At 44.3% G+C, this 21109-nt stretch carries 13 protein-coding genes and 4 pseudogenes; 3 read left to right on the forward strand and 14 right to left on the reverse strand.

Annotated features, from left to right (window positions below):
• Positions 1 to 35 precede the first annotated feature (35 nt).
• From serC to AB5062_RS10865, 9 genes and pseudogenes are all read right to left on the reverse strand, one after another.
• Positions 36 to 1106, reverse strand: coding sequence for a 3-phosphoserine/phosphohydroxythreonine transaminase (serC, locus tag AB5062_RS10825; RefSeq protein WP_005843530.1), 1071 nt, complete (start codon positions 1104 to 1106; stop codon positions 36 to 38).
• A 254-nt stretch (positions 1107 to 1360) separates the two neighbouring features.
• Positions 1361 to 2674, reverse strand: a complete 1314-nt coding sequence (locus AB5062_RS10830) for a DEAD/DEAH box helicase (protein ID WP_016271242.1) — start codon at positions 2672 to 2674, stop codon at positions 1361 to 1363.
• A 96-nt stretch (positions 2675 to 2770) separates the two neighbouring features.
• A complete protein-coding gene (nqrF, locus tag AB5062_RS10835) occupies positions 2771 to 4045 on the reverse strand; it encodes an NADH:ubiquinone reductase (Na(+)-transporting) subunit F (protein ID WP_005843526.1) in 1275 nt (424 codons plus the stop codon).
• Positions 4046 to 4063: 18 nt separating this feature from the next.
• Positions 4064 to 4660: an NADH:ubiquinone reductase (Na(+)-transporting) subunit E gene (gene nqrE / locus AB5062_RS10840; protein WP_005843524.1), complete on the reverse strand. Its 597-nt coding sequence runs from the start codon at positions 4658 to 4660 to the stop codon at positions 4064 to 4066.
• 24 nt (positions 4661 to 4684) lie between these two features.
• Positions 4685 to 5323 carry an NADH:ubiquinone reductase (Na(+)-transporting) subunit D gene (locus AB5062_RS10845; RefSeq protein ID WP_005843523.1) on the reverse strand — a complete coding sequence of 213 codons (639 nt, stop codon included), beginning with the start codon at positions 5321 to 5323 and terminating at the stop codon, positions 4685 to 4687.
• 18 nt (positions 5324 to 5341) lie between these two features.
• Positions 5342 to 6016: a Na(+)-translocating NADH-quinone reductase subunit C gene (locus tag AB5062_RS10850; protein WP_005843521.1), complete on the reverse strand. Its 675-nt coding sequence runs from the start codon at positions 6014 to 6016 to the stop codon at positions 5342 to 5344.
• A gap of 13 nt (positions 6017 to 6029) precedes the next feature.
• Complete coding sequence (locus AB5062_RS10855; RefSeq protein WP_005843519.1) at positions 6030 to 7238, reverse strand: NADH:ubiquinone reductase (Na(+)-transporting) subunit B; 1209 nt, start codon at positions 7236 to 7238, stop codon at positions 6030 to 6032.
• Between the two features lie 28 nt (positions 7239 to 7266).
• Entirely contained in the window at positions 7267 to 8616 is a 1350-nt protein-coding gene (locus AB5062_RS10860) for a Na(+)-translocating NADH-quinone reductase subunit A (RefSeq protein ID WP_005843517.1), read from the reverse strand.
• A gap of 243 nt (positions 8617 to 8859) precedes the next feature.
• Positions 8860 to 9606, reverse strand: a pseudogene (locus AB5062_RS10865) (hypothetical protein); the annotation flags it as partial.
• Positions 9607 to 9612: 6 nt separating this feature from the next.
• Here AB5062_RS10865 and AB5062_RS10870 point away from each other — a divergent pair.
• Positions 9613 to 9750 (forward strand): annotated as a pseudogene (locus AB5062_RS10870) (virulence protein E); the annotation flags it as partial.
• Between the two features lie 43 nt (positions 9751 to 9793).
• Here the strand turns inward: AB5062_RS10870 and AB5062_RS10875 are convergent.
• The 5 genes and pseudogenes from AB5062_RS10875 to AB5062_RS10895 form a co-directional block, all read right to left on the reverse strand.
• Positions 9794 to 10063 carry a hypothetical protein gene (locus AB5062_RS10875; RefSeq protein WP_155238303.1) on the reverse strand — a complete coding sequence of 90 codons (270 nt, stop codon included), beginning with the start codon at positions 10061 to 10063 and terminating at the stop codon, positions 9794 to 9796.
• Positions 10064 to 10348: 285 nt separating this feature from the next.
• Positions 10349 to 11484 (reverse strand): annotated as a pseudogene (locus AB5062_RS10880) (AAA family ATPase).
• 173 nt (positions 11485 to 11657) lie between these two features.
• Positions 11658 to 12521, reverse strand: a pseudogene (locus AB5062_RS10885) (Rpn family recombination-promoting nuclease/putative transposase).
• Positions 12522 to 12870: 349 nt separating this feature from the next.
• Positions 12871 to 14247: a C1 family peptidase gene (locus tag AB5062_RS10890; RefSeq protein WP_117795515.1), complete on the reverse strand. Its 1377-nt coding sequence runs from the start codon at positions 14245 to 14247 to the stop codon at positions 12871 to 12873.
• A 111-nt stretch (positions 14248 to 14358) separates the two neighbouring features.
• Entirely contained in the window at positions 14359 to 15810 is a 1452-nt protein-coding gene (locus tag AB5062_RS10895) for a Na+/H+ antiporter NhaC family protein (RefSeq protein WP_074783889.1), read from the reverse strand.
• Between the two features lie 194 nt (positions 15811 to 16004).
• On the opposite strand from AB5062_RS10895, the gene AB5062_RS10900 reads away from it, so the two are divergent.
• The gene (locus AB5062_RS10900; protein WP_005852410.1) at positions 16005 to 16568 is read left to right on the forward strand and encodes an HdeD family acid-resistance protein; all 564 of its coding nucleotides are present in this window, start codon (positions 16005 to 16007) and stop codon (positions 16566 to 16568) included.
• Between the two features lie 64 nt (positions 16569 to 16632).
• Positions 16633 to 21093, forward strand: coding sequence for a translocation/assembly module TamB domain-containing protein (locus AB5062_RS10905; protein ID WP_118292589.1), 4461 nt, complete (start codon positions 16633 to 16635; stop codon positions 21091 to 21093).
• Positions 21094 to 21109 lie beyond the last annotated feature (16 nt).

The following is a 21109-nucleotide window of genomic DNA, read 5'->3' on the forward strand; positions in this document are numbered from 1 at the left end:
TGTGCAATTCGTATAATCTGTGGTGAACATAATTATTAATGAAGTTTCTCAAATTCCTGCATGCAGTCAATCAAAGCCTGAACGCTTTCCTTCGGCATAGCGTTGTAGCAAGATGCACGGAAACCGCCTACAGAACGGTGTCCCTTAATACCCACCATACCTTTTTCTGTGGCAAATTTCAAGAAATCGGCTTCCAGGTCTTTGTATTCGTCATTCATTACAAAGCAAATGTTCATATAAGAGCGGTCGGCTTTATCCGTTACTGTGCCACGGAACATTTTGTTACGGTCTATTTCAGCATACAGCATGTCTGCCTTCTCTTTAGCACGTTTCTGCATTTCTGCTACACCACCGTTGGCTTTTATCCAGCGTAAAGTCTGCAAAGCGGCATAAATAGGAAGTACAGGAGGTGTGTTGAACATAGAGCCGCCGTCAATGTGAGTCTGATAATTCAGCATAGTAGGAATATAGCGTGATACCTTGCCCACAGCATCGTTCTTTACAATAACGAAAGTGACACCGGCCGGAGCCAAATTCTTCTGCGCACCGCCATAGATACAAATATATTTAGAAACGTCGATAGGACGAGAGAAAATATCAGATGACATATCAGCAATCATAGGAACCGGAGAATCCAGATCTTCATGAAGTTCTGTTCCATAGATTGTGTTATTCGTTGTGACGTGGAAATAATCTGCATCGGCGGGAACCGTATAATCTTTGGGAATATAGGTATAGGTCGCTTCAGCGGAAGATGCCACTTCTACTACCTCGCCGAAAGCCTTGGCTTCTTTCATCGCTTTCTTGGCCCATACGCCTGTGTTCAGGTAAGCAGCTTTTTTTTCGAGGAAGTTGAAAGGTATCATACAGAATTCCAAGCTGGCTCCACCTCCCAAGAATAGTACCGAGTACCCTTCCGGGATGTTCAACAGTTCCTTAAACAAAGCAACAGCTTCGTCTACTACAGGCTGAAAATCTTTAGCACGGTGACTGATTTCCATGATGGAAAGGCCTGACCCATTAAAATCAAGAACGGCTTGTGCTGTCTTCTCAATTACCTCGCGAGGCAAGATAGATGGTCCCGCATTGAAATTATGCTTTTTCATTTGACGTTTGTTTTGGTTATACAATTTGTTTATATCTTACATTGGGCGAAATTACACATTATTTTCAGTTTTCCAAAAAAATCGCTAATAAATTTACGAATTTCCGCATAATTTTCTTTCAAATTAGTTAAATCTGATTTTTTATGCTTTCATTTTGTAACTACATCCCTAGTAAACAATGATCTAAAGCATAAAAAAAATATCTTTTTGAATTATTCTTTAATCATTTCATTTCGAGAATTGACAAATTGTCATTATTTAGCTTCTTCAATAAGTGTTTTTATGCCCTTTATCTTCTCATTTCGTATTAAATTCAAAGTTTGTTTTATCTTTTTGCGAGATACGGCTGCAAAAGAATAGTGGTCTTTTACATCAATCCGTCCTATTTCGTCTTTATTAAGGTTTCCTTTTTTAAAGAGAAATCCCACAATATCTATCTTATTGATTTTATCTTTCTTGCCTTTTCCTATATATAATGTCACATATTCGGGTAAAGAAGGTTTGGGGGTGACTTCGGGTAAAATGAACTCCTCCGGCTCATCGGTTATATATGCGGGCACTGTTTCTTCGGCATGAAGGATAACATAAGAATTACCTTCGGCTTCCCAGCGGGCGGTACGTCCGTTGCGGTGAATGTATCCGTCTTCATTGGCAGGCAGATGATAATGTACTACATTCTCTATTTCGGGGATATCCAGTCCGCGAGCGGCCAGATCGGTAGAAATAAGCACATGGCAACTTCCGTTGCGGAATTTATATAGGGAGCGTTCGCGGTCATCCTGTTCCATGCCGCCATGAAAAATGCCACATTGAAACTTCTGGGATTGAAGATACTTCCCTACCCGTTCCACACTTTCACGGTGATTACAGAAAACCAATGTCGATTGGCTTCCCAAGGTACAAAGCAATTTATATAAGGTTTCAAGTTTGTCTTTTTCCGGAGACAGTACCTTATATAAATGCAGACGGTGGGTAAGCTGCTCTTCCGGATTTAAAAAATTCAATTTAATGGTCTTGTCCAGCCCCGTAAACTGCGGAATCTCTTCCGCATCGGTAGCCGACAACAGAAAACGGCGTTGCAAGTTGGGCAACTGTCCTATGACAGTCGCCATCTCTTCCTGGAAGCCAAACTCCAGGCATTTGTCAAATTCATCGATTACCAGAGTTGTGACCGTATCTGCATCAAAATTCTGTTTGGAAAGATGATCATTCATACGGCCCGGAGTACCGATGATAACTGATGGCTGCACCCCTTTGATGGTACGGTGCTCTTCCATGGCCGGTCGTCCTCCATAACAACTTACAGCCTTGAAGGGTGTGTTCATGGATTTAAATACCTGGTCTATTTGTAAAGCCAGTTCCCGGGAAGGAACCAGCACTATAGCCTGTACGCCTGTTATACCAGGCTTCAAACTCTGCACCAAAGGCAACAGATAAGCTAACGTCTTGCCGGATCCCGTAGGAGACAATAATATTAGGTCTTTTCCCTCTTTCCAAGCATTGATGGACGCCTCTTGCATCGGGTTCAGCCGCTCAATTTTCAAATTGGCTAGTATGTTCTCTATCATATTCATTTTCGTTTTATACAAAAGTAAAGAAAAAGCCCGATAAAAGTTCACTTTTACCGGGCTTATTTTCATTATTAATAAAAGGAGATCCTGATATTATCCTCCGAAGTTGTCGTACATGATAGAAGAAGGCTCAACACCCAGACTATCCAGCATCTTAACGACTGCATTAGACATCGGGCCGGGGCCACACATGTAGTATTCAATATCTTCGGGAGCTTCATGATCCTTCAGATAAGTTTCATACATCACATTGTGAACGAAACCTGCGGTATACTTCACGCCTGCTGCATCGGCTGCGGGATCCGGACGGTCCAAAGCCAGATGGAAGTGGAAGTTCGGGAAGTCTTTTTCCAATTGTTGGAAATCTTGCAGATAGAATACTTCGTTCAATGCACGCGCACCATAGAAATAGTGAAGTTCACGGTCGGTAGTGTGCAGTGTCTTGGTCATGTGCATAATCTGCGCACGCAACGGAGCCATACCGGCACCACCACCTACCCAAATCATTTCCTTCTTAGAATCGAAGATCGGGTGGAAGTCTCCGTAAGGACCACTCATCGTTACCTTGTCACCCGGTTTCAGCGTGAAAATGTAAGATGAAGCGATACCCGGATTCACATCCATAAAGCCGGGACCCTGATCTTTCGGTTTGAACGGAGGAGTAGCGATACGCACTGTCAGCATGATACGGTCACCCTCGGCAGGATAGTTGGCCATAGAGTAAGCACGGATGGTTTCTTCCGTATTCTTACATTTCAAGCCGAACAGACCGAATTTTTCCCATGCGGGCAGATACTCCGGACCGATAAGGTCTTTATCGATATCCTTGTTGTAGTCCATTTCAAATTTAGGAATCTTAATCTGAGCGTATGAACCCGGAACGAAGTCCATGTGTTCACCTTTCGGCAAAGCCACAATAAACTCTTTGATGAAAGTGGCAACGTTCTTGTTGCTGATTACTTCGCATTCCCATTCCTTAACACCCAGTACAGATTCATCAATCTTGATGCCCAGGTCACCTTTTACTTTCACCTGGCAACCCAGACGCCAATGATCCTGTTGTTGTTTACGGCTGAAATGTCCCTTTTCAGAAGGAAGAATCTCACCGCCGCCTTCTACAACCTGGCATTTACATTGACCGCAAGAACCTTTACCACCACAAGCCGATGACAGGTAGATGCCATTGACAGACAGGGTGTTCAGCAAAGTTGAACCTTGTTCTACTTCCAGTTCTTTCTCTCCATTGATAGTTATCTTTACTTTGCCGCTCGGAGTAAGATACTGCTTAGCTACCAGCAAAATAACAACGAGCAGAAGGATAATTCCAAGGAATACTCCAATACTAGCTAATATTAAATTCATATCCATTGTCTTATTCCTTTCCTTTTAGATTTTCAAACCAGAGAAACACATAAATGCCATTGCCATCAAACCTACAGTGATGAAAGTGATACCCAGACCTTTCAAAGGAGCGGGAACATCAGAGTAAGCCATTTTTTCACGGATGGCAGCCAGACCGATAATAGCCAGTGCCCAACCGATACCTGAGCCCAAAGCGTAAGTAGTTGCCTCGCCAATGTTGATGAAATGACGTTGCTGCATAAACAATGAAGCACCCATGATGGCACAGTTTACAGCAATCAGCGGAAGGAAGATACCCAATGAAGCATAGAGCGACGGGCTGAAACGTTCAACCGCCATTTCCACCAGCTGAACGATACCGGCAATAACGGCAATAAACAGGATAAAGCTCAAGAAGCTGAGGTCTACTCCATCAATCAGCGCATTAGGTGCCAGTACGTAATTTTCCAGCAAATAGTTCACCGGCAGAGTTACAATCAACACGAAAGTAACGGCTGCACCCAGACCTACGGCTGTCTTTACGTTCTTCGATACTGCCAGGTAAGAACACATCCCCAGGAAGTATGCGAAAATCATATTGTCCACAAAGATGGACTTTACAAACAAACTTAAATATTCCATATTCTTTTCGTTTTATAACGGGGATTAATTATTACTTTCCTGCAATTCTTTGTGTTTTGCACGTTGGTACCAAATGATACAAGCACAGATAATCAACGCCATAGGAGGCATCAACATCAAGCCGTTGTTCAGGTAGCCCAAGTCATAAACAGCCTGCGGGATAACCTGGAAGCCAAACAATGTACCGGCACCCAGCAGTTCACGGAAGAATGCCACGATAATCAGGATTTTGGCATAACCCAATCCGTTACCGATACCATCCAGGAATGATTCCCAAGGACCGTTCATCATAGCAAACGCTTCCAGACGTCCCATCAGGATACAGTTTGTAATAATCAAACCTACATATACAGAAAGCTGCACACTTACATCGTATGCGAACGCTTTCAAAATTTCACTAACGATAGTTACCAATGCGGCAACAACCACCAACTGAACGATGATACGGATACGGTTGGGAATGGTGTTACGCAACAAGGAGATAACGAAGTTCGAGAAGGCTGTAATAATGGTTACGGAAAGACCCATCACGATAGCCGGTTCCAGCTGAGCCGTTACAGCCAGTGCAGAACAGATACCGAGCACCTGTACGGTGACAGGGTTATTCAAACCCAGCGGAGTTAAAAGAACTTCTCTATTCTTTTTAGAAAATAATGCGCTCATATTCTATTTACCCTCCTCTTATTTATTAGTTAAAAATGAATTGTACATGCTCAGGCAATCCTTAATCATCGCATCTACACCCTTAGAAGTGATAGTACCACCTGAGATACCGTCTACCTGATAATCGGGTTTTGCCACCTTGCCGTGTTTTTCAACACCCAAAGCTACAGTACCGTTTTCCATTACATGTTTGCCCAAGAACTGATCCTGGAACTTAGTAGTGGTGATTTCTGCACCCAGACCCGGAGTTTCTCCTTGATGAGAGAAGTAAACGCCGTATACAGTGTCTTTGTCATCATTCAATGCGATGTATCCCCAGATAGGTCCCCAAAGACCGGCACCATAAATAGGCAGCACATATTTGGTCTGACCATCCACGTCGCAAACGAATACATGAAGACGTCCGTTAGCGATTTCACCTTTATAAGAAGTCTGGAAAGCAGCATCGTTCTTTACCAAAGAACCGTCTGCCTGCATCAAATCGTCTTCTTTCACATATTTATCATATTCTGCATTCACATCTTTTACGTCATAAACGTTCAAAGCTGCCAGAATTTGTTTCTTTGTGTCCTGTTCTACATTCTGGTACTGTTTTTCTTTCAGAGAAGAAGACACGAATGCCAACAGGAATGCTACGATAACAACCATTATCGAAGCATAGATGATAGTATAACTATTACTATTAGTATTCATAATGTCCGATATTTTAGTTGTTAGTTGATTTTAATCTGTTTTCGCGGGCTGTGATGTTCTTCTGCACGATACAGTAGTCAATCAGCGGAGCGAAGATGTTCATCAGCAGGATGGCAAGCATCATACCTTCGGGATAACCCGGATTCAACACACGGATAACGATAGCCATCACACCGATCAGGAAGCCGTAGATGAACTTACCCTTTTCCGTACGTGCGGAAGTCACAGGGTCGGTAGCCATGAACACGGCGCCGAAGCAGAAACCGCCCAATACGATGTGTTCGTACCAAGGCAACTGAGCCATCATGTTATCTGTAGAGCCGAATACATTGAAGATCAATCCCATCACGATACCACCGGCAAAGACAGAGAACATGGTCTTCCAACTTGCCACGCCTGTCCACAACAGGATGATGGCACCCAGTGCGATAGCGATAACGCTGGTTTCACCGATAGAACCCGGGATCAAACCTACAACCATATCCCACATGGTAGCGGGAGTACCGTTCACATTAATCAGTTCGCTTGCACCCGGAGCGGCTGTAGCAGCCTGTCCCAACATCGTAGCGCCGGTAAAACCGTCCACTACCTGTCCGCCACCGATACCGAAAATGCTGTCAGTGCTTACCCAAACGGCATCACCGGACATTTTGGTAGGATAAGCGAAGAACAAGAAAGCACGGGTAATCAATGCAGGGTTGAAGATATTCATACCTGTACCGCCGAATACTTCCTTAGCGAAGATAACAGAGAATGCTGTAGCGACAGCCAGAATCCACAACGGACATTCCACAGGAACGATCATCGGGATCAACAGACCGGATACCAGGAAACCTTCCTGAATTTCTTCGTTCTTCCATTGTGCCACCACAAATTCGATTCCCAGACCGACTACGTATGATACGATAATCTTAGGCAGAACAGCCAGGAAACCATAAATGAACTTTTCAAAGAAACCTGCCTCCTGGCCTACAGCCAAGAAGTGCTGGTAACCTACGTTGTACATACCGAACAACAGGGCCGGTATCAACGCAATAACCACCATTGACATGATACGCTTGCTGTCAATCGCATCATGAATGTGAACTCCTGTTTTCGAAGTGCTGTTGGGTACGAACAAGAATGTTTCGAAACCGTCGAACACCGAACGAAACGCGTGGAGTTTGCCGCCCTCTTCAAAGTTTGGCTTTATCTTGTCGAGATAATTTCTTAACGCTTTCATTAACTTTTAATTCTTAGTTTTTAATTATTTAGCACATTTCCTTGCGAAGCATGTCCAAGCCCTGACGTACGATGCGTTGCAATTCCAATTTGGAAGAGTCAACGAATTCACATACAGCGAAGTCTTCGGGAGCCACTTCGTAAATACCAAGTGCTTCCATGCGGTCAATATCGCCGGCAATGATAGCTTTAATTAAATATTCGGGGAAAATGCTCATCGGGAATACTTTGTCATACTCGCCGGACATGATCATGTGGCGTTCGCCACCTTTGATACGGGCATCCAGTGTGTATTCCTTGTTACCGCACAACCAGCTGAAATAACTGCGGTTGGCACTGTACTGATCGGTACGCGGCATGATAAAGCCCAGGAATTCGTGCCGGTCATCCCCTTCGGGAATCACAGTAAGACTTGTAGCGTGCGCACCCAGGAATCCGTTTGGCTTCACCAAAGTTCCGGTCAGCACGTTACCGTTAATGTAGCGTAAGTTTTTACCTCCGTTCACACGTCCTGCAAAAATATCTGTCAGCAAGGCTCCTACTTTCAGCTTGCAATAAGCCGGTTTCTTCACTTCCGAACCGGTCAGGGCGATAGTACGGGTAAGGTCTACGCGACCTGTGTTGAACAGGCGTCCGATGAAGATCACTTCTTCCGCACGGAGCGTCCAAACAGTTTCGCCTTTGTTGATAGGACTGATGTGGTTAATCTGAACGCCTACGTTTCCGGCGGGGTTAGGACCGTCGAAGGCAGTTACAGTTACATTTTTGGCGTTGGTCAGTGCAGGGCTCTTCTGCTCTACGCTGATATTCAGATACGTCTTTGCCATCTTTGCCAGTGCGTCCAGACCAGTCTGGAAATCTTTTTCCTGGCCTTTCAGAACAAATTCGAAATCAGCAGCCAATGGGTTAGTGTCAAATGCAGAAACGAAGATGCCTTTCGGCTTGGCATTCGGATCAGCCACCACGATGTAGGGGCGCTGGATAATGAATGAAAAAAGTCCGGCTTCCAGCAGGGCGGCTTTTACCTGCTCGCCTGTCAGAGTCGAAACATCCTTCTTTCCAAACTCTTCGTAGTCTTGCTCCTTTGCAGCTGCAATGGAGATGCTTAAGACTTTACGACGTTCGCCTCTCTCCACGCTGGTAACGACACCGCTTACCGGAGATACGAACTTCACTTCGGGGTGGTTCTTGTCAACAAACAATGTTCCCCCGGCCGTCACATATTCCTGTTCCTTGACCACGACTTTAGGAGTCACGCCATGAAAATCATCGGGCACTATCGCATAGATGTCCGGCTGCTTCACGTCAAAGAACTCCTGAGCAGGTTTCCCTTTCAGGTTGATGTTCAAGCCTTTGTGTAATTTAATCACATTTGCCATATTGGGTTATAAAAAATGGTTTTTAAATTTGAGCGCAAAAGTACAGAAAAAAAATGTGAAAAAAGAAAGAAATGGTGCTTATTATGGAAAAAATTCTGTAATAATAGAAACCTTTCTGAATGTATGTGCAAACTCAGGCAGATGCTCACTTTTTTTTAGAACACAAATGACGCGAATGGCATAAATTTATCTTGATTTTTAATTTATGTCATTCGCGTCATTTGTGTTTCATTCCGGAAACACTTACAGTTTGACGGTCTTCACTTTGCCGGGAATGACGGTCAGGTGTACCGTACCGTTGTTTTCTATATCCACCTCCTGGTAGCGGGCTTCCACCATCACTTTCCCGTCCAGTGCCATCACCCCCCACCGGCAGGCGCTCTCTTCAAAAGCACAATAAACGCCCACAGGAGGAAGAATCTTTCTGTATTTGGGAGGAACGATGATACGTTCCCCCAGTTTCAAGCCCCATTTCATGCCCATACGGTACGGAAGGGCATCTCTTATCTCCTCCAGCCTCTTCCGCCTTTTCGCTTCCTCGTTCCTTCTCTTCTGCCGGTCCGTTTCCTCTGCCCGCTGTCCGGCTTCCTCTTTCAGCTTCTTTACAGCCGTGTCGAAGTCCTGCTCACCGGGTTCGGGAAGGTTAGCTGCAATGTACCGCTTCCTCTTTCCTTTTTCCACATGGTAATACCTTCCGGCCCCGTCCATCACCACGATGCTCCGGTCGGCCAGACGACCGCAGCACCAATAAACTTCCTCGTCATCCCCTGCCAACAAGCAGGCGAACACATCAAACACCGTGGACCATACGGAATCCACCAGCTTGCAGGACTTCGGTACGCGATAATCCGGTATCTTCAAGTAATATTCATAAAAGCAGATGCTGTCTTTATGCAGCCCGTTCATGGAAGCGTATGCTTTTTTTGTACGGCTATGGAAAGTCTCCCCTACCCTCAGCAATTCCACACCGCCATAGGAAAACACCACCGGCAATAAAATCCCCATGGGGCGATGAACTACGTACAAGCGGTCTATGATTTCCACAGCAACAGTGCGGATAATAAGAAAAATCATCCCGGCAAAGGCGTGGAACGTTCCGGCAAGGAGCCGGTACGAGCTTGTTTCCTCTCGTAGGACGAGGAAACGTTGATACGGAGGGAGATTAAAAATTGAGAATTTAAAGATGGCAGTTCACACCGGCTCTCCCAAGCAGGGACAGTGGGGACAGCAGGGACAGACCCCAATTTCTCACACACGCACGCGCGATATAATTAGGTGGGAAAATCATCTTTCCCCTGCCTTTCCACAGGATTATGTCCGGCCGGAACTTCTGAAAAAAACGCACGACAGGGAGGATAACCGAAAGCACCGTCCTCATCAGGCTCAAACGTTTCACCAAATAAGAGGTACCGGTAAGTGTGGGACGGCAAGGGAATATATCACCCAACTTATCCTCCCTTTATAAGTACACGCATACGTGTGTGAGGAAAAAAGGGGGTGTCCCCACTGTCCCCGTGTCCCCGTAAACTCCCTGCAATCCGCCAAGGGGTCAGAAGAGATTACGCCGCACGGACGTGAAGTTATCTTTGCAATGTCCAAAGGAACTAGCCGCCACCCGTCACAAGATTACAAAAACTTTGGTACAAGATTCCGCGGATCTTGTACCAAGTTTCACCGGATATTGCAGCAGTGTGCACCTCTTTTCTTCGGACTCTGTTTCCTTTCTATATTTTCATTCTTCTACTATCCACTTTTCGATATTGCGGGTTTCAGCACTGAAGTTCACCCCTATTTTAAAGAGCTTCCGTCCATCCGAAGCAAAGGGAAGCGCGTAATGCTTGTCATGAATCTGTTGCAAAGCCTCCTCGGCCGTGCCGTCCAGCTTGAATTCCATCACATAGATAAGCTTGTCAGTCTGCAGGACAAGGTCAATGCGTCCTTTACTCGTATGATATTCCACTTGGGTATAGAAGCCGACAAGCTTGAATACGATGAAAAACACATTCTCATAATGCAGTTCCTGTTCGCGGATCACTTCATAGGTAGTATCCGCAAAGAAACTTTGCAGACGGCGGAAGAAGGAGTCATAATCACCGAAACGCACCTCACGGACAAATTTCTGAATCTCAAAGGGAGATTCCACCTTATTTACGTTCGCGTAAAAAGGAAGCAGGAAACGTACAAACCCCTCTTCCACTTCCCGGTTCGGAAAACCTAAACGGTACATTCCAAATTCTTCATCATATCCCTTTATAGTGAGGTGCCGCTCTGATAGAGCACCGGAATGGGATTGGTGGATTCCGAATCTATACTGTTCAGCACCTGGGAGTCCGTTTCCTCGTGGGCCATCCGTTCCAAGTCGTAATGATGCTTCTTCAGCAGTTTCACCAGATAGGTAGGAGTACCCGTCTCGAACCAATAACTGCCGAATTCCTTATATTTGAACGTATTGAGCAAACTAAACGGATTGTACATGCCGATAGAATGATGTGTAAAGTGATAGCCGTCATAATATGCTTTCAAATAGTCACAAAGCTTGTCGTATGACACTCCTCTCGCTTCAGCAAACTCATGCAGTTCGGCATCCAGATTATCATGCAAAATCTTATCCAGACTCTCCGGAGTATCATACTTCTCGATGTTCAGATCCAGATGCAGAACAGGATATCTGATCCAGTCCTTTTCCAGCTTCTCCATCGCCAGACCTTCAAACAACTCCTTCTTACCTTGAAAGTAAGCTTCCAAGGTAGAGATGAGCAGGCTCTTTCCGAAGCGTCGCGGACGGCTCAGGAAGTAGTAACTTCCGGTCTTTACCATCTGGTACACCCAGGCCGTTTTATCAATATAGAAATAACCGTCCTGACGGATTTTCTCGAAATTCTAGATTCCGATGGGATATATTTTATTGCTCATACATTTTTCAATGCTTTATCATGATACTTATATCACTTCACCATTCATTATCATTTTTTGCTGTAGCATTCTGAAAAAAGTCTTTTTCCCGAATGAGCACTGCTTTATAAAGAAATTCGTACACGCCGTTACAGCTTATCAATTTCTTCTGGCGAAAGTCCGGCAATCCGGACAATATCCGCAATGGAAAAACCGTTCTCTTTCAGTTTACGGGCGATCTCCAAACGTCCCTTCAAACGTCCTTCCGCGACAGCCTGTTCACGGATATCATTTTCCACAATACGGCTCACGTTATAACGGTCCACCGCCTTATCATAAGCGATACGGTCACCCTCAGACAGGTGAGCCTTGGCGGCAAGGCGGTCAAGATGGCTGAAAACCTGTTCTTTCAGCGCATCGGGCATTCTGTTCCAGTTGTTCATATTCTTCAGTGCATACATTATAGTTTATCGGATAAAGTAGAACATTCGTCCAGTTCCTTCGTAAAATAAGGAAACTGGAGATAAATCTGACGGAAATTCCGGTTCACCACACGACCGCTGTCCCGGTCGGAAACCACCGTGTCGGTACGGAACTTCCTTTCCAGACCGTCCTCCTTGAAATTCATCAGGAAAATGCCGTACACGGCAGGAAGCCTGTAACGGAGTGTCGGGAACACATACCTCTTTAGAGGACGGATTCTCCATCTGGCGGCTCACCGCACGGCACACATAATAGAGCGTACGGTCCAGGAAATGGCTATGCCAACGATTCTGCATCTCCACTATGATGTACTCGCCCGTAGAGGTACGGCAGTAAAGGTCATAGATGATGCCCTTGTCGTGAATATTCTCCGAACGGTCCTCCTTGTCCAGAAACGTCAGGTCTTCAATGTGATGCTCACCCGACAGCAGTTCGTTAAGCAGGATTATCAGCAGATCCTTGCTGGCGGGCTGGCCGAAGATTATCTTGAAGCCGAGATCCGTGAAAGGGTTTACAAAGCGGGATGACATAATAAAGATGATTTTATGGTTTCTGACCGCAAAGAAACGAATTCTATCTGGAAATTCCTATGAATGAGCGCTTTTTATTATATCAGAGATCTAACTTGACTTTGGGGTTCTCTTACGAAGAGATTCCCATTTTTTATTATACCTAAATATGCAAGAAACACCTTTCTGCAAGCCTATTATACAATAACTCATCACTGCAACAAACCTATTTTCCCTATTATGTTTCTTTTTGCAAGAGAGAAGTAAAAATGACAGACATACACAATGCCTTAGAATAAAAAAACGGACTGTACAGTCTTTCTTTTCTGTACAGTCCGCTTAAATTATATACAATGTAGAGAGATAACGCTTATTCTTCGTCAGCAAACATCGGGTCCCATGCCGGAAGACGGATTGGTTTCTGTTTTAAAATATCCAGCACCTTGGCAGGAACATATTTCTTTTCTGCCACCACACGGAACATATATTCATCAAACCATTTATCTGTCATGATAAGGTGTCCTCTGTATCCACTGGCACTGCCCCAACTGTTTTCCACCATCCATTTTTTCGGCTTTCCCGCTTTATCCAAGTCCACCGCCATCAAGGTCATGGCATGGCTGCTGCCACTGGAGAAAGTTTGGATACGTTGTTTCTTGTCCATGCCGAAAGTAGTTCCCATCAATGATTCGTAATCATAATTATCAGGGTCCAGCAAGCCACGTTTACTATCAAGGAACTTGCCTACATCACAAGAAAAATACATCATGGTACTGTCCTTGATGGAAGCTATGGCTATTTCTTTAATATCCTCTATCGGCAAGTTTACATAAGTCCAATTCTTGCCATCATAACGGTGACGGTCAAAATCTATTTCATAACATTTATAAAACTCGCGGCTGGGATCATTCATCAGCATTACATAGTTATTGGTCAAATCATTTCCCAAAAACTCTTTATAGAAAGACACCGGAGTATATTCTTTCGCTTCCCCACCCTTCAGACTCCATGTAAAGGTGGAAACAGGTTCGCCAAGGGTCAGCACCAGCATACGATAAACCGTTCCCAGCATTTCTGTCTTTTTCTTTTCCAGTTCGGCCGGCTTCGCTCCGGTAGCGGCGGCTTCGCGTAGTTGTAAACCAAATTCCTTCAGTTTCAGTCCTATCAGACTACTCATCTTTCCGGTATTCTCACTGCTGAAAGTTTCCACCATTGCACTCTTGGGAACCAATCCGTATTTCTCTATAATATCCGATACTCCTGTGAATTGTCCACCATCGCTTAAGGGATGCTTGAACAGCCATTCCACCATTTTATCGTCCATGGGCTTTCCACTGGTATCAATGATTCCCTGTAAGAATAAGTTTGCTTTTTCTAATTGGTCGTAGAAAAAGCAGTAGTTCTGTGAGAACTCCATCTCATCCAGTCCGTATTTGGCAATCATCTGGCTGCGGAGTACGTTCAGTCCGGTAAAAAGCCAGCAACGACCGGAAGATTGTTGGTCGGTTATTCCCTTGGATAGCACCTTGTGTGAAAACTCCGTATCAAAATCGGCACGGTTCTCCTGGTTCAATGCCAACGTGTTGATACTTGTTCCGCCTAAGGCGTTACGGATGGCTTTGTCGGCAGGAGTTGCCTTATAACTTTGTTTGATTTGATTCAGCATTTCACCTGAAATGCCTCCCTGTTGTGCCTGGGCTGTCAATGCAGCCGCAAACATAAGAGCGAATGTGATGTGTTTCTTCATATTATTGTAAAAATATAAAATGATTTATTAGGGTGGGTAAATGTACAAGTTATTTTTGAACCCTGCTAATCTTTCACGTGAAAGATATATAATCATCAGATCCTATCATTATTATGACAGGTCCGACTGTTCTGCTTTTTTCTTTATCTTATATCCCAGTATAGCAATTGTGATACTCATCAAGGGACTGATAATGTTAAAGAATGCGTAAGGCAGATACACAATGGTGGGAACACTAAGGATAGTGGCCTGTGTCATACCGCATGTATTCCAGGGTATCAATGGCGAAGTGACTGTAACAGAATCTTCCGTCGTGCGGCTCAGCAGTTTGCTTTCATAACCGTTTGCACTATAGATGTCTTTAAACATATTACCCGTCAGGATAATGGATATATATTGATCTGCTGTAGCAAGATTCAGGAACAAGCCCGATGCAACTGTGGACGACACCATTCCTACCCGCTTTTTCGTAAAACGTACAAATACAGAAGTGATACTGCCGAGCATTCCTCCGGCTGTCATCGCCCCTCCGAAACACATGGCGCAGATAATCAGCCAGATGGTATTCATCATACCCGCCATTCCGCGAGTGGATATCAGTTCGTTTATTTCCGCATTACCGGTTTCCAATTGGGTTCCACCATAAAGCATTCCCATTCCTCCTTTGAACAAGGCGGCAATCCCTTCGACTCCTTGTCCGGCGATTTCGCATAATAGTCCGGGCTGGAAAATCAAGGCAAAGACGGTAGCCAGAGCCGTAGAAACAAATAGAGTGATGATGGAAGGCACTTTACGTGCAATCAGTATCGCTGTGACAACGGGGACAATCATCAACCACCATGAAATATGGAACTTATCACTCAATATACGGGTGTATTCGGCGATATGGCCGGTATCAGTGGCTTCATGTGACAATCCGGCTATGGTAAAGATTATCAAAGTGATGACAAGTGATGGAACGGTGGTAATCATCAAGTAACGGATGTGAGTGAACAGCGGTGTATCCGTTACGGACGATGCCAGAATGGTGGTATCCGAAAGCGGAGAAACTTTATCACCGAAATAGGCTCCGGAGATAATCGCACCTGCAATCCAACCTTCACCGAAACCTTGCGCCTTCCCTATTCCCATCAGTGCGATGCCGATAGTGGCGATGGTAGTCCATGAGCTGCCTGTCATGACAGATACTACCGCACAAATAATGCAAGTGGATACCAGGAAAAAATGAGGATGAATAACCTGTATGCCATAATATATTAATGTAGGGACTACACCGCTGACCATCCATGCTCCGGACAAAGCTCCGATGATCAGCAAGATAATAAGTGCGGTACTTACCCCGGCTATATTATTGGTGACAGCCAGTTCGAAGTCCTTCCACGGACGACGGAATCCCGCCATACCTATCAGCACACAAACTGCTGTAGCCACTAGCAGACAGACTTGGCTGCCACCGGACAAGGCATCACTTCCAAATGTACGGATAGTGACAAACAATAATAAAATAAGTACGAATACGGGTAAAAGGGATACTAACGGTGAAGGGATTTTGTTATCTTTCATTCTTTTTTTATTCAATTTTTATTCAAAATGTAAATAGAACTATCAATTTGGTTTTCAGCGTGCAAAGTTCGGAATATTTTTTGAGTTCTAAAAGTCAATCGGCGGTATTTAAAGACTTTTTTTGTATTTGCAGGTAAACCTTTTTGCAAGGGGGGGCGTTATTAGTTCAAATTATAACCTAAAACTTAACAAATATGAATGAATTAGTTGGTGGCTTAGGCTACGCTGTAAAAAATTGGTGGATGTCCCTGTTGCTGGGCTTGCTCTACATTGCGGTAGCACTATGCTTATTGTTCGCTCCTGTGAGCAGTTATGTGGCACTGAGTGTCATCTTCAGTATCTCGATTCTGGTCAGTGGCATTCTGGAAGTCTTTTTTGCTGCCGGAAACAAAAAAACAATCAGTAGTTGGGGATGGTATCTTGCCGGAGGTATTATTGATTTACTGATAGGTATTTATCTGGTATTCTATCCGTTGGTCAGCATGGAACTGATTCCGTTTATTGTTGCTTTCTGGCTGATGTTCAGAGGGTTTACATTGTGTGGCTATTCCACAGATTTGAAACGCTATGGCACAAAGGACTGGGGGTGGTATCTGGTGTTTGGCATTCTGGCTATTCTTTGCTCTATGGCTATCATCTGGCAACCTGGACTTGGTGCTGTTACCGTGCTCTATATGCTGTCCATCACTTTTCTTATTATCGGATGTTTCCGTGTCATTTTCTCCTTCGAGTTGAAAAGATTGCATAAAAACAAGTAAAAAAAATCGTTTATTTTGGGCTACGTCATACGTTATTCGTATTTTTGTTAGCCCAAAATAAACAATGATTTCTAGTAAGAGTCTTAAATACACTGTGCGTATTCTGCTAGGTACACTGATTGGTGTCTACCTGGGAATAATTGTGCTGCTGAACATACCGTATGTCCAGGGCAAATTATCTGTTTTTGTAACTAAGGAATTAAAAAACATACTGAATACGGAGGTTTCTGTAGGACGGATTGATATGGGTTTGCTGAACCGTATCATTGTGGAAGATGTCCTTTTGCATGACCGGAAGAACCAGGAGATGCTGAAAGTAGCCCGCTTATCGGCAAAATTCGACCTTCTGCCTTTATTGAACGGTAAAGTCACCATCAGCAGTGTCCAGCTTTTTGGATTTACGGTCAATTTGAACCGGGAAACTCCGGAATCTGCCCCTAATTTCCAGTTTGTGTTAGACGCTTTCGCGTCCAAAGATACGGTTAAAACAAAATCTAATTTGGATTTACGAATTAATTCCGTGCTGATAAGGCGTGGCAGAGTGACATACGATATATTATCGGAACCGGAAACTCCCGGAAAGTTCAATGCCCATCATCTATCGGTGAAGAATCTCGCTGCAACGCTTTCACTGAAGGCATTGCGCAGCGACTCGTTGAATGCCGCCATCCGGCGGGTCAGCTTTGACGAACAATGTGGTTTTTCATTGCAGAAGTTCGCCATGAAAGTTACAGCCAACAATAAACGTTTGGATATTAAGGATTTTGGTGTGGAACTTTCAAATACCGCTTTAAAGATAGACAGTCTGACCTTGAAGTATGACAGCCTGCCCGAATTGCCCCAAATGACAGAAAATGTAAGATATGACGGCTCTTTGAAGGCTTCCGTTATACTGAAAGATTTGGCTCCTTTTGTGCCTGCCTTGTCACGCTTTGAAGAACCGTTGGATCTAAATCTGGTTTTCTCCGGTCACGGCAAACATTTGGACTGCCCCACCCTGCGGCTGACTAACCACCACGGATTGATGATTGCAGGGGAAGCTGCCTTAAGTAACTGGGATGCAGGCATGGATATGTACATTTACGGCAAACTGGATAACTTGACCATGACGAAAGAGGGCATAAACGTTCTGATGACGAACCTGACGGGAAAGGTTCCTCCCATTTTGCAACGTTTGGACTATATTCGTTTTAACGGGGAAGCGGCGGGCTATCTGCATGATCTCACACTGACAGGCTTGTTCCATACAGGGGCAGGCATGGTGAAAACGGACGTGATGATGAGCATTGATGAACAAAGTATGAGCAGAACCTATTCGGGTAGTGTGGCGAGTGCAGACCTGGATTTGGGAAAATTACTTAATCAGGAAAAGAAATTCGGCAAGGTGGATTTCAATGTGGAACTGAAAGGTTTCAACTATAAGAACCGATATCCGGAATCATACATCAAAGGAATCATATCTTCCTTTGAATATAGTCAATATCAATATGAAAATATCATGTTGGATGGCGTATATAAGGACGGAGGCTTTAACGGGCGCTTATCCATGGACGACGCAAACGGTTCTGTCCAAATAGACGGTAATTTCAATGTTGCCAAAACAATCCCTGACTTTAACCTGAAGGCATCCGTAAAGAACCTGCGCCCTCACGACCTCCATCTGTCGGACAAATATGAGAATGCCAGTATTTCACTGGGCCTCACTGCTGATTTCACCGGCAAATCCATTGACGACATGAACGGGCGCATTTCATTGGACAGCCTGCAATTAAACGCTCCCGATGAAGGAGGGTGTTTTCTTGATAATCTGACTATTACAGCCGGACAGGTAAGCGGTGAAAAAGAGTTGCGCATAAATTCATCCTTCATGACAGCGGTGATACGAGGTGACTATTCCTACCACACCATTCCGGCCAGCGTGGTAAAGACGGTTCAACGCTATATTCCGTCCTTACTGACTATAAAGGATAATATGCCTGAGCCTCACAATAACTTCCAGTTTGATATCTGCCTGGAAAATACCGAAGTGCTATCCAAATTATTTCAGATTCCATTGGAATTATACCTGCCGGCATCTTTAAAAGGATATTTTAACGACGGCGAGGAAAAGTTGCACGTAGAAGGACATTTTCCGGAATTCAGATACAATGGAACACGTTATGATTCGGGCGTTTTATTTTGTGAGAATCCTTCCGACCGGTTCAAATGTTCACTGCGAGGCGGTATGCTGATGAAAAGTGGTGCAATGCTTAACTTCTCGGTGGAAGCCAATGCCAAAAACGATCATTTGGAAACAACAATTAACTGGGGGAACAATACAGATGTGACTTACGGTGGTAAATTTGCCGCCGATACCCGTTTCTTCAAAACGGAAGGTCCCCACCCTATTCTTCAGGCAGATATAAACATACAGCCCACAAAAGTAGTGCTGAATGATACGGTATGGAACATTCATCCCTCGCATATCGCCATAGATTCGGGACGCGTATTCATTGACAATTTCCTGTTTGAACATGAGGACCAGTATTTAAGGATAGATGGTAAACTGACCAAGAAGGAAAGTGATTCCTGCCGGGTGGATTTGAGAAATATCAAGCTGGACTATGTACTGGATATTGTGCAGTTTGACGATGTAGAGTTCGGCGGACTTGTAACCGGAAAGGTTCATCTGAAAAGTGTCATGAAGAACCCGGTGATGCGGACCCGTCTGAATGTGCACAAATTCTGTCTGAACCGTTCTTTATTAGGAGAAGCCGACATTGCAGGTGTATGGGATAAGGAATTGGGCGGAGTACGACTGGATGCCCAAATAGCGGAAAAAGGAATTTCCTCCACTCATGTGACAGGGTATGTCTCTCCCAAGTTAAAAGGTCTTGATCTGTCGATTCGGGCAGATAGTACCAATCTGGGATTCTTACAACCTTTTATAGAAGGAATTTTCAGTGAAATAAATGGCCGTGTCAACGGAAATGTCCGTTTATATGGTGATTTCAAGCATTTGGATCTGGAAGGTGAAGTGAGGGCCAAAATGGATGCTAAAATTGATGTGTTGAACACCTATTTCCAAATCCGGGATGACTCCATACATATATCTTCGGGCAGTCTGGATTTCAGGAATGTAAAAGTCTATGACCGTGAGGGACATGACGGACTGGTAAATGGTTATCTGCATCACACAAAGCTGAAAAATCTGATGTACCATTTCAATATACGAGGCAACAACCTATTGATGTACAATACCTACGAAGCCGGGAATATGCCTTTTTACGGAAAAGTATATGGTACAGGAAATGTGGTACTGGATGGTGGAAATAATGCGATGACAGTGGACGCTTCACTGACCACAGGCAACAATACCAGCTTCACTTATATAACCGGAGTAACCACGGAAGCAGCGAGCAATCAGTTTATCACTTTTGTAGACAAAACCCCCAAGCGCATTCACGATAATGTGGAAACCAATCTTTACCACCACTCTAATGTGCGTAAGACTAAAGAGGACGACGGACCTCCTATGGATCTCCGCATCAACATGTTGATAGAAGCAACTCCCAGCGCTACCATGAAAATTATCATGGATCCTGTAGCGGGAGATAATATTACAGCAACCGGAAATGGAAACCTGCAAGTGAATTTTTTCAATAAAGGTGATTTCCGTATGTTCGGTAGCTATGTCATAGATCAAGGTATGTATAAACTAAGCATGCAGGAAGTAATACGCAAGGACTTTACCTTGAAATCAGGTGGCACGGTGACTTTCTCAGGTGACCCTTATCAGGCGAATCTTGATTTACAGGCGGTATACACGGTTAATTCTGCTTCTTTAAGTGATTTGGTAGTAGATCCCTCGCGCAACCAAGGTACGGTGAAGGTAAACTGTCTGATGAATCTGACTGGAAATTTATCCAATCCGGATATTAAATTCGATTTGGAACTGCCCACTGTAAGCGAGGAAGACCGGGAATTGGTACGTAGTGCTACCAGTACGGAAGAACAAATGAATACACAGATTATTTATTTGCTGGGAATTGGTAAGTTCTACACCTATGATTATGCCAATAATGACCAATCCTCTAATGCAACCAGTTCTTTAGCCTTCAGTACACTTTCCGGTCAGCTGAACAATATGTTGTCCCAATGGATGGGCAATAAAAACTGGAACATAGGCGCCAACCTGAGTACCGGTGAAAAAGGTTGGACAGATGTGGAAGCAGAAGCTATGTTGTCCGGCAGGTTATTGAATAACAGGCTGATGATAAATGGAAACTTCGGCTATAAGGAGAATGTGATGGCAAATAGCAACTTCGTAGGAGACTTTGAAGCGATATGGTTATTGACAAAAAACGGAGATTTCCGTTTGAGAGGGTATAATCAGACCAATGACCGCTATTTTACTAAATCTACCCTGACCACTCAAGGAGTAGGTCTCATGTATAAAAAAGATTTCAATACTTGGGATGAACTGTTCCGCTGGTTCTTATGGAAAAGACGGAAAAGCTCGTTACAAAAACGAAGCGATGACTAATTAACCTATAAAGTTT

It is taken from the genome of Phocaeicola sp. RTP21359st1_B8_RTP21360_211022 (assembly GCF_040911965.1).
GTDB lineage: Bacteria > Bacteroidota > Bacteroidia > Bacteroidales > Bacteroidaceae > Phocaeicola > Phocaeicola vulgatus.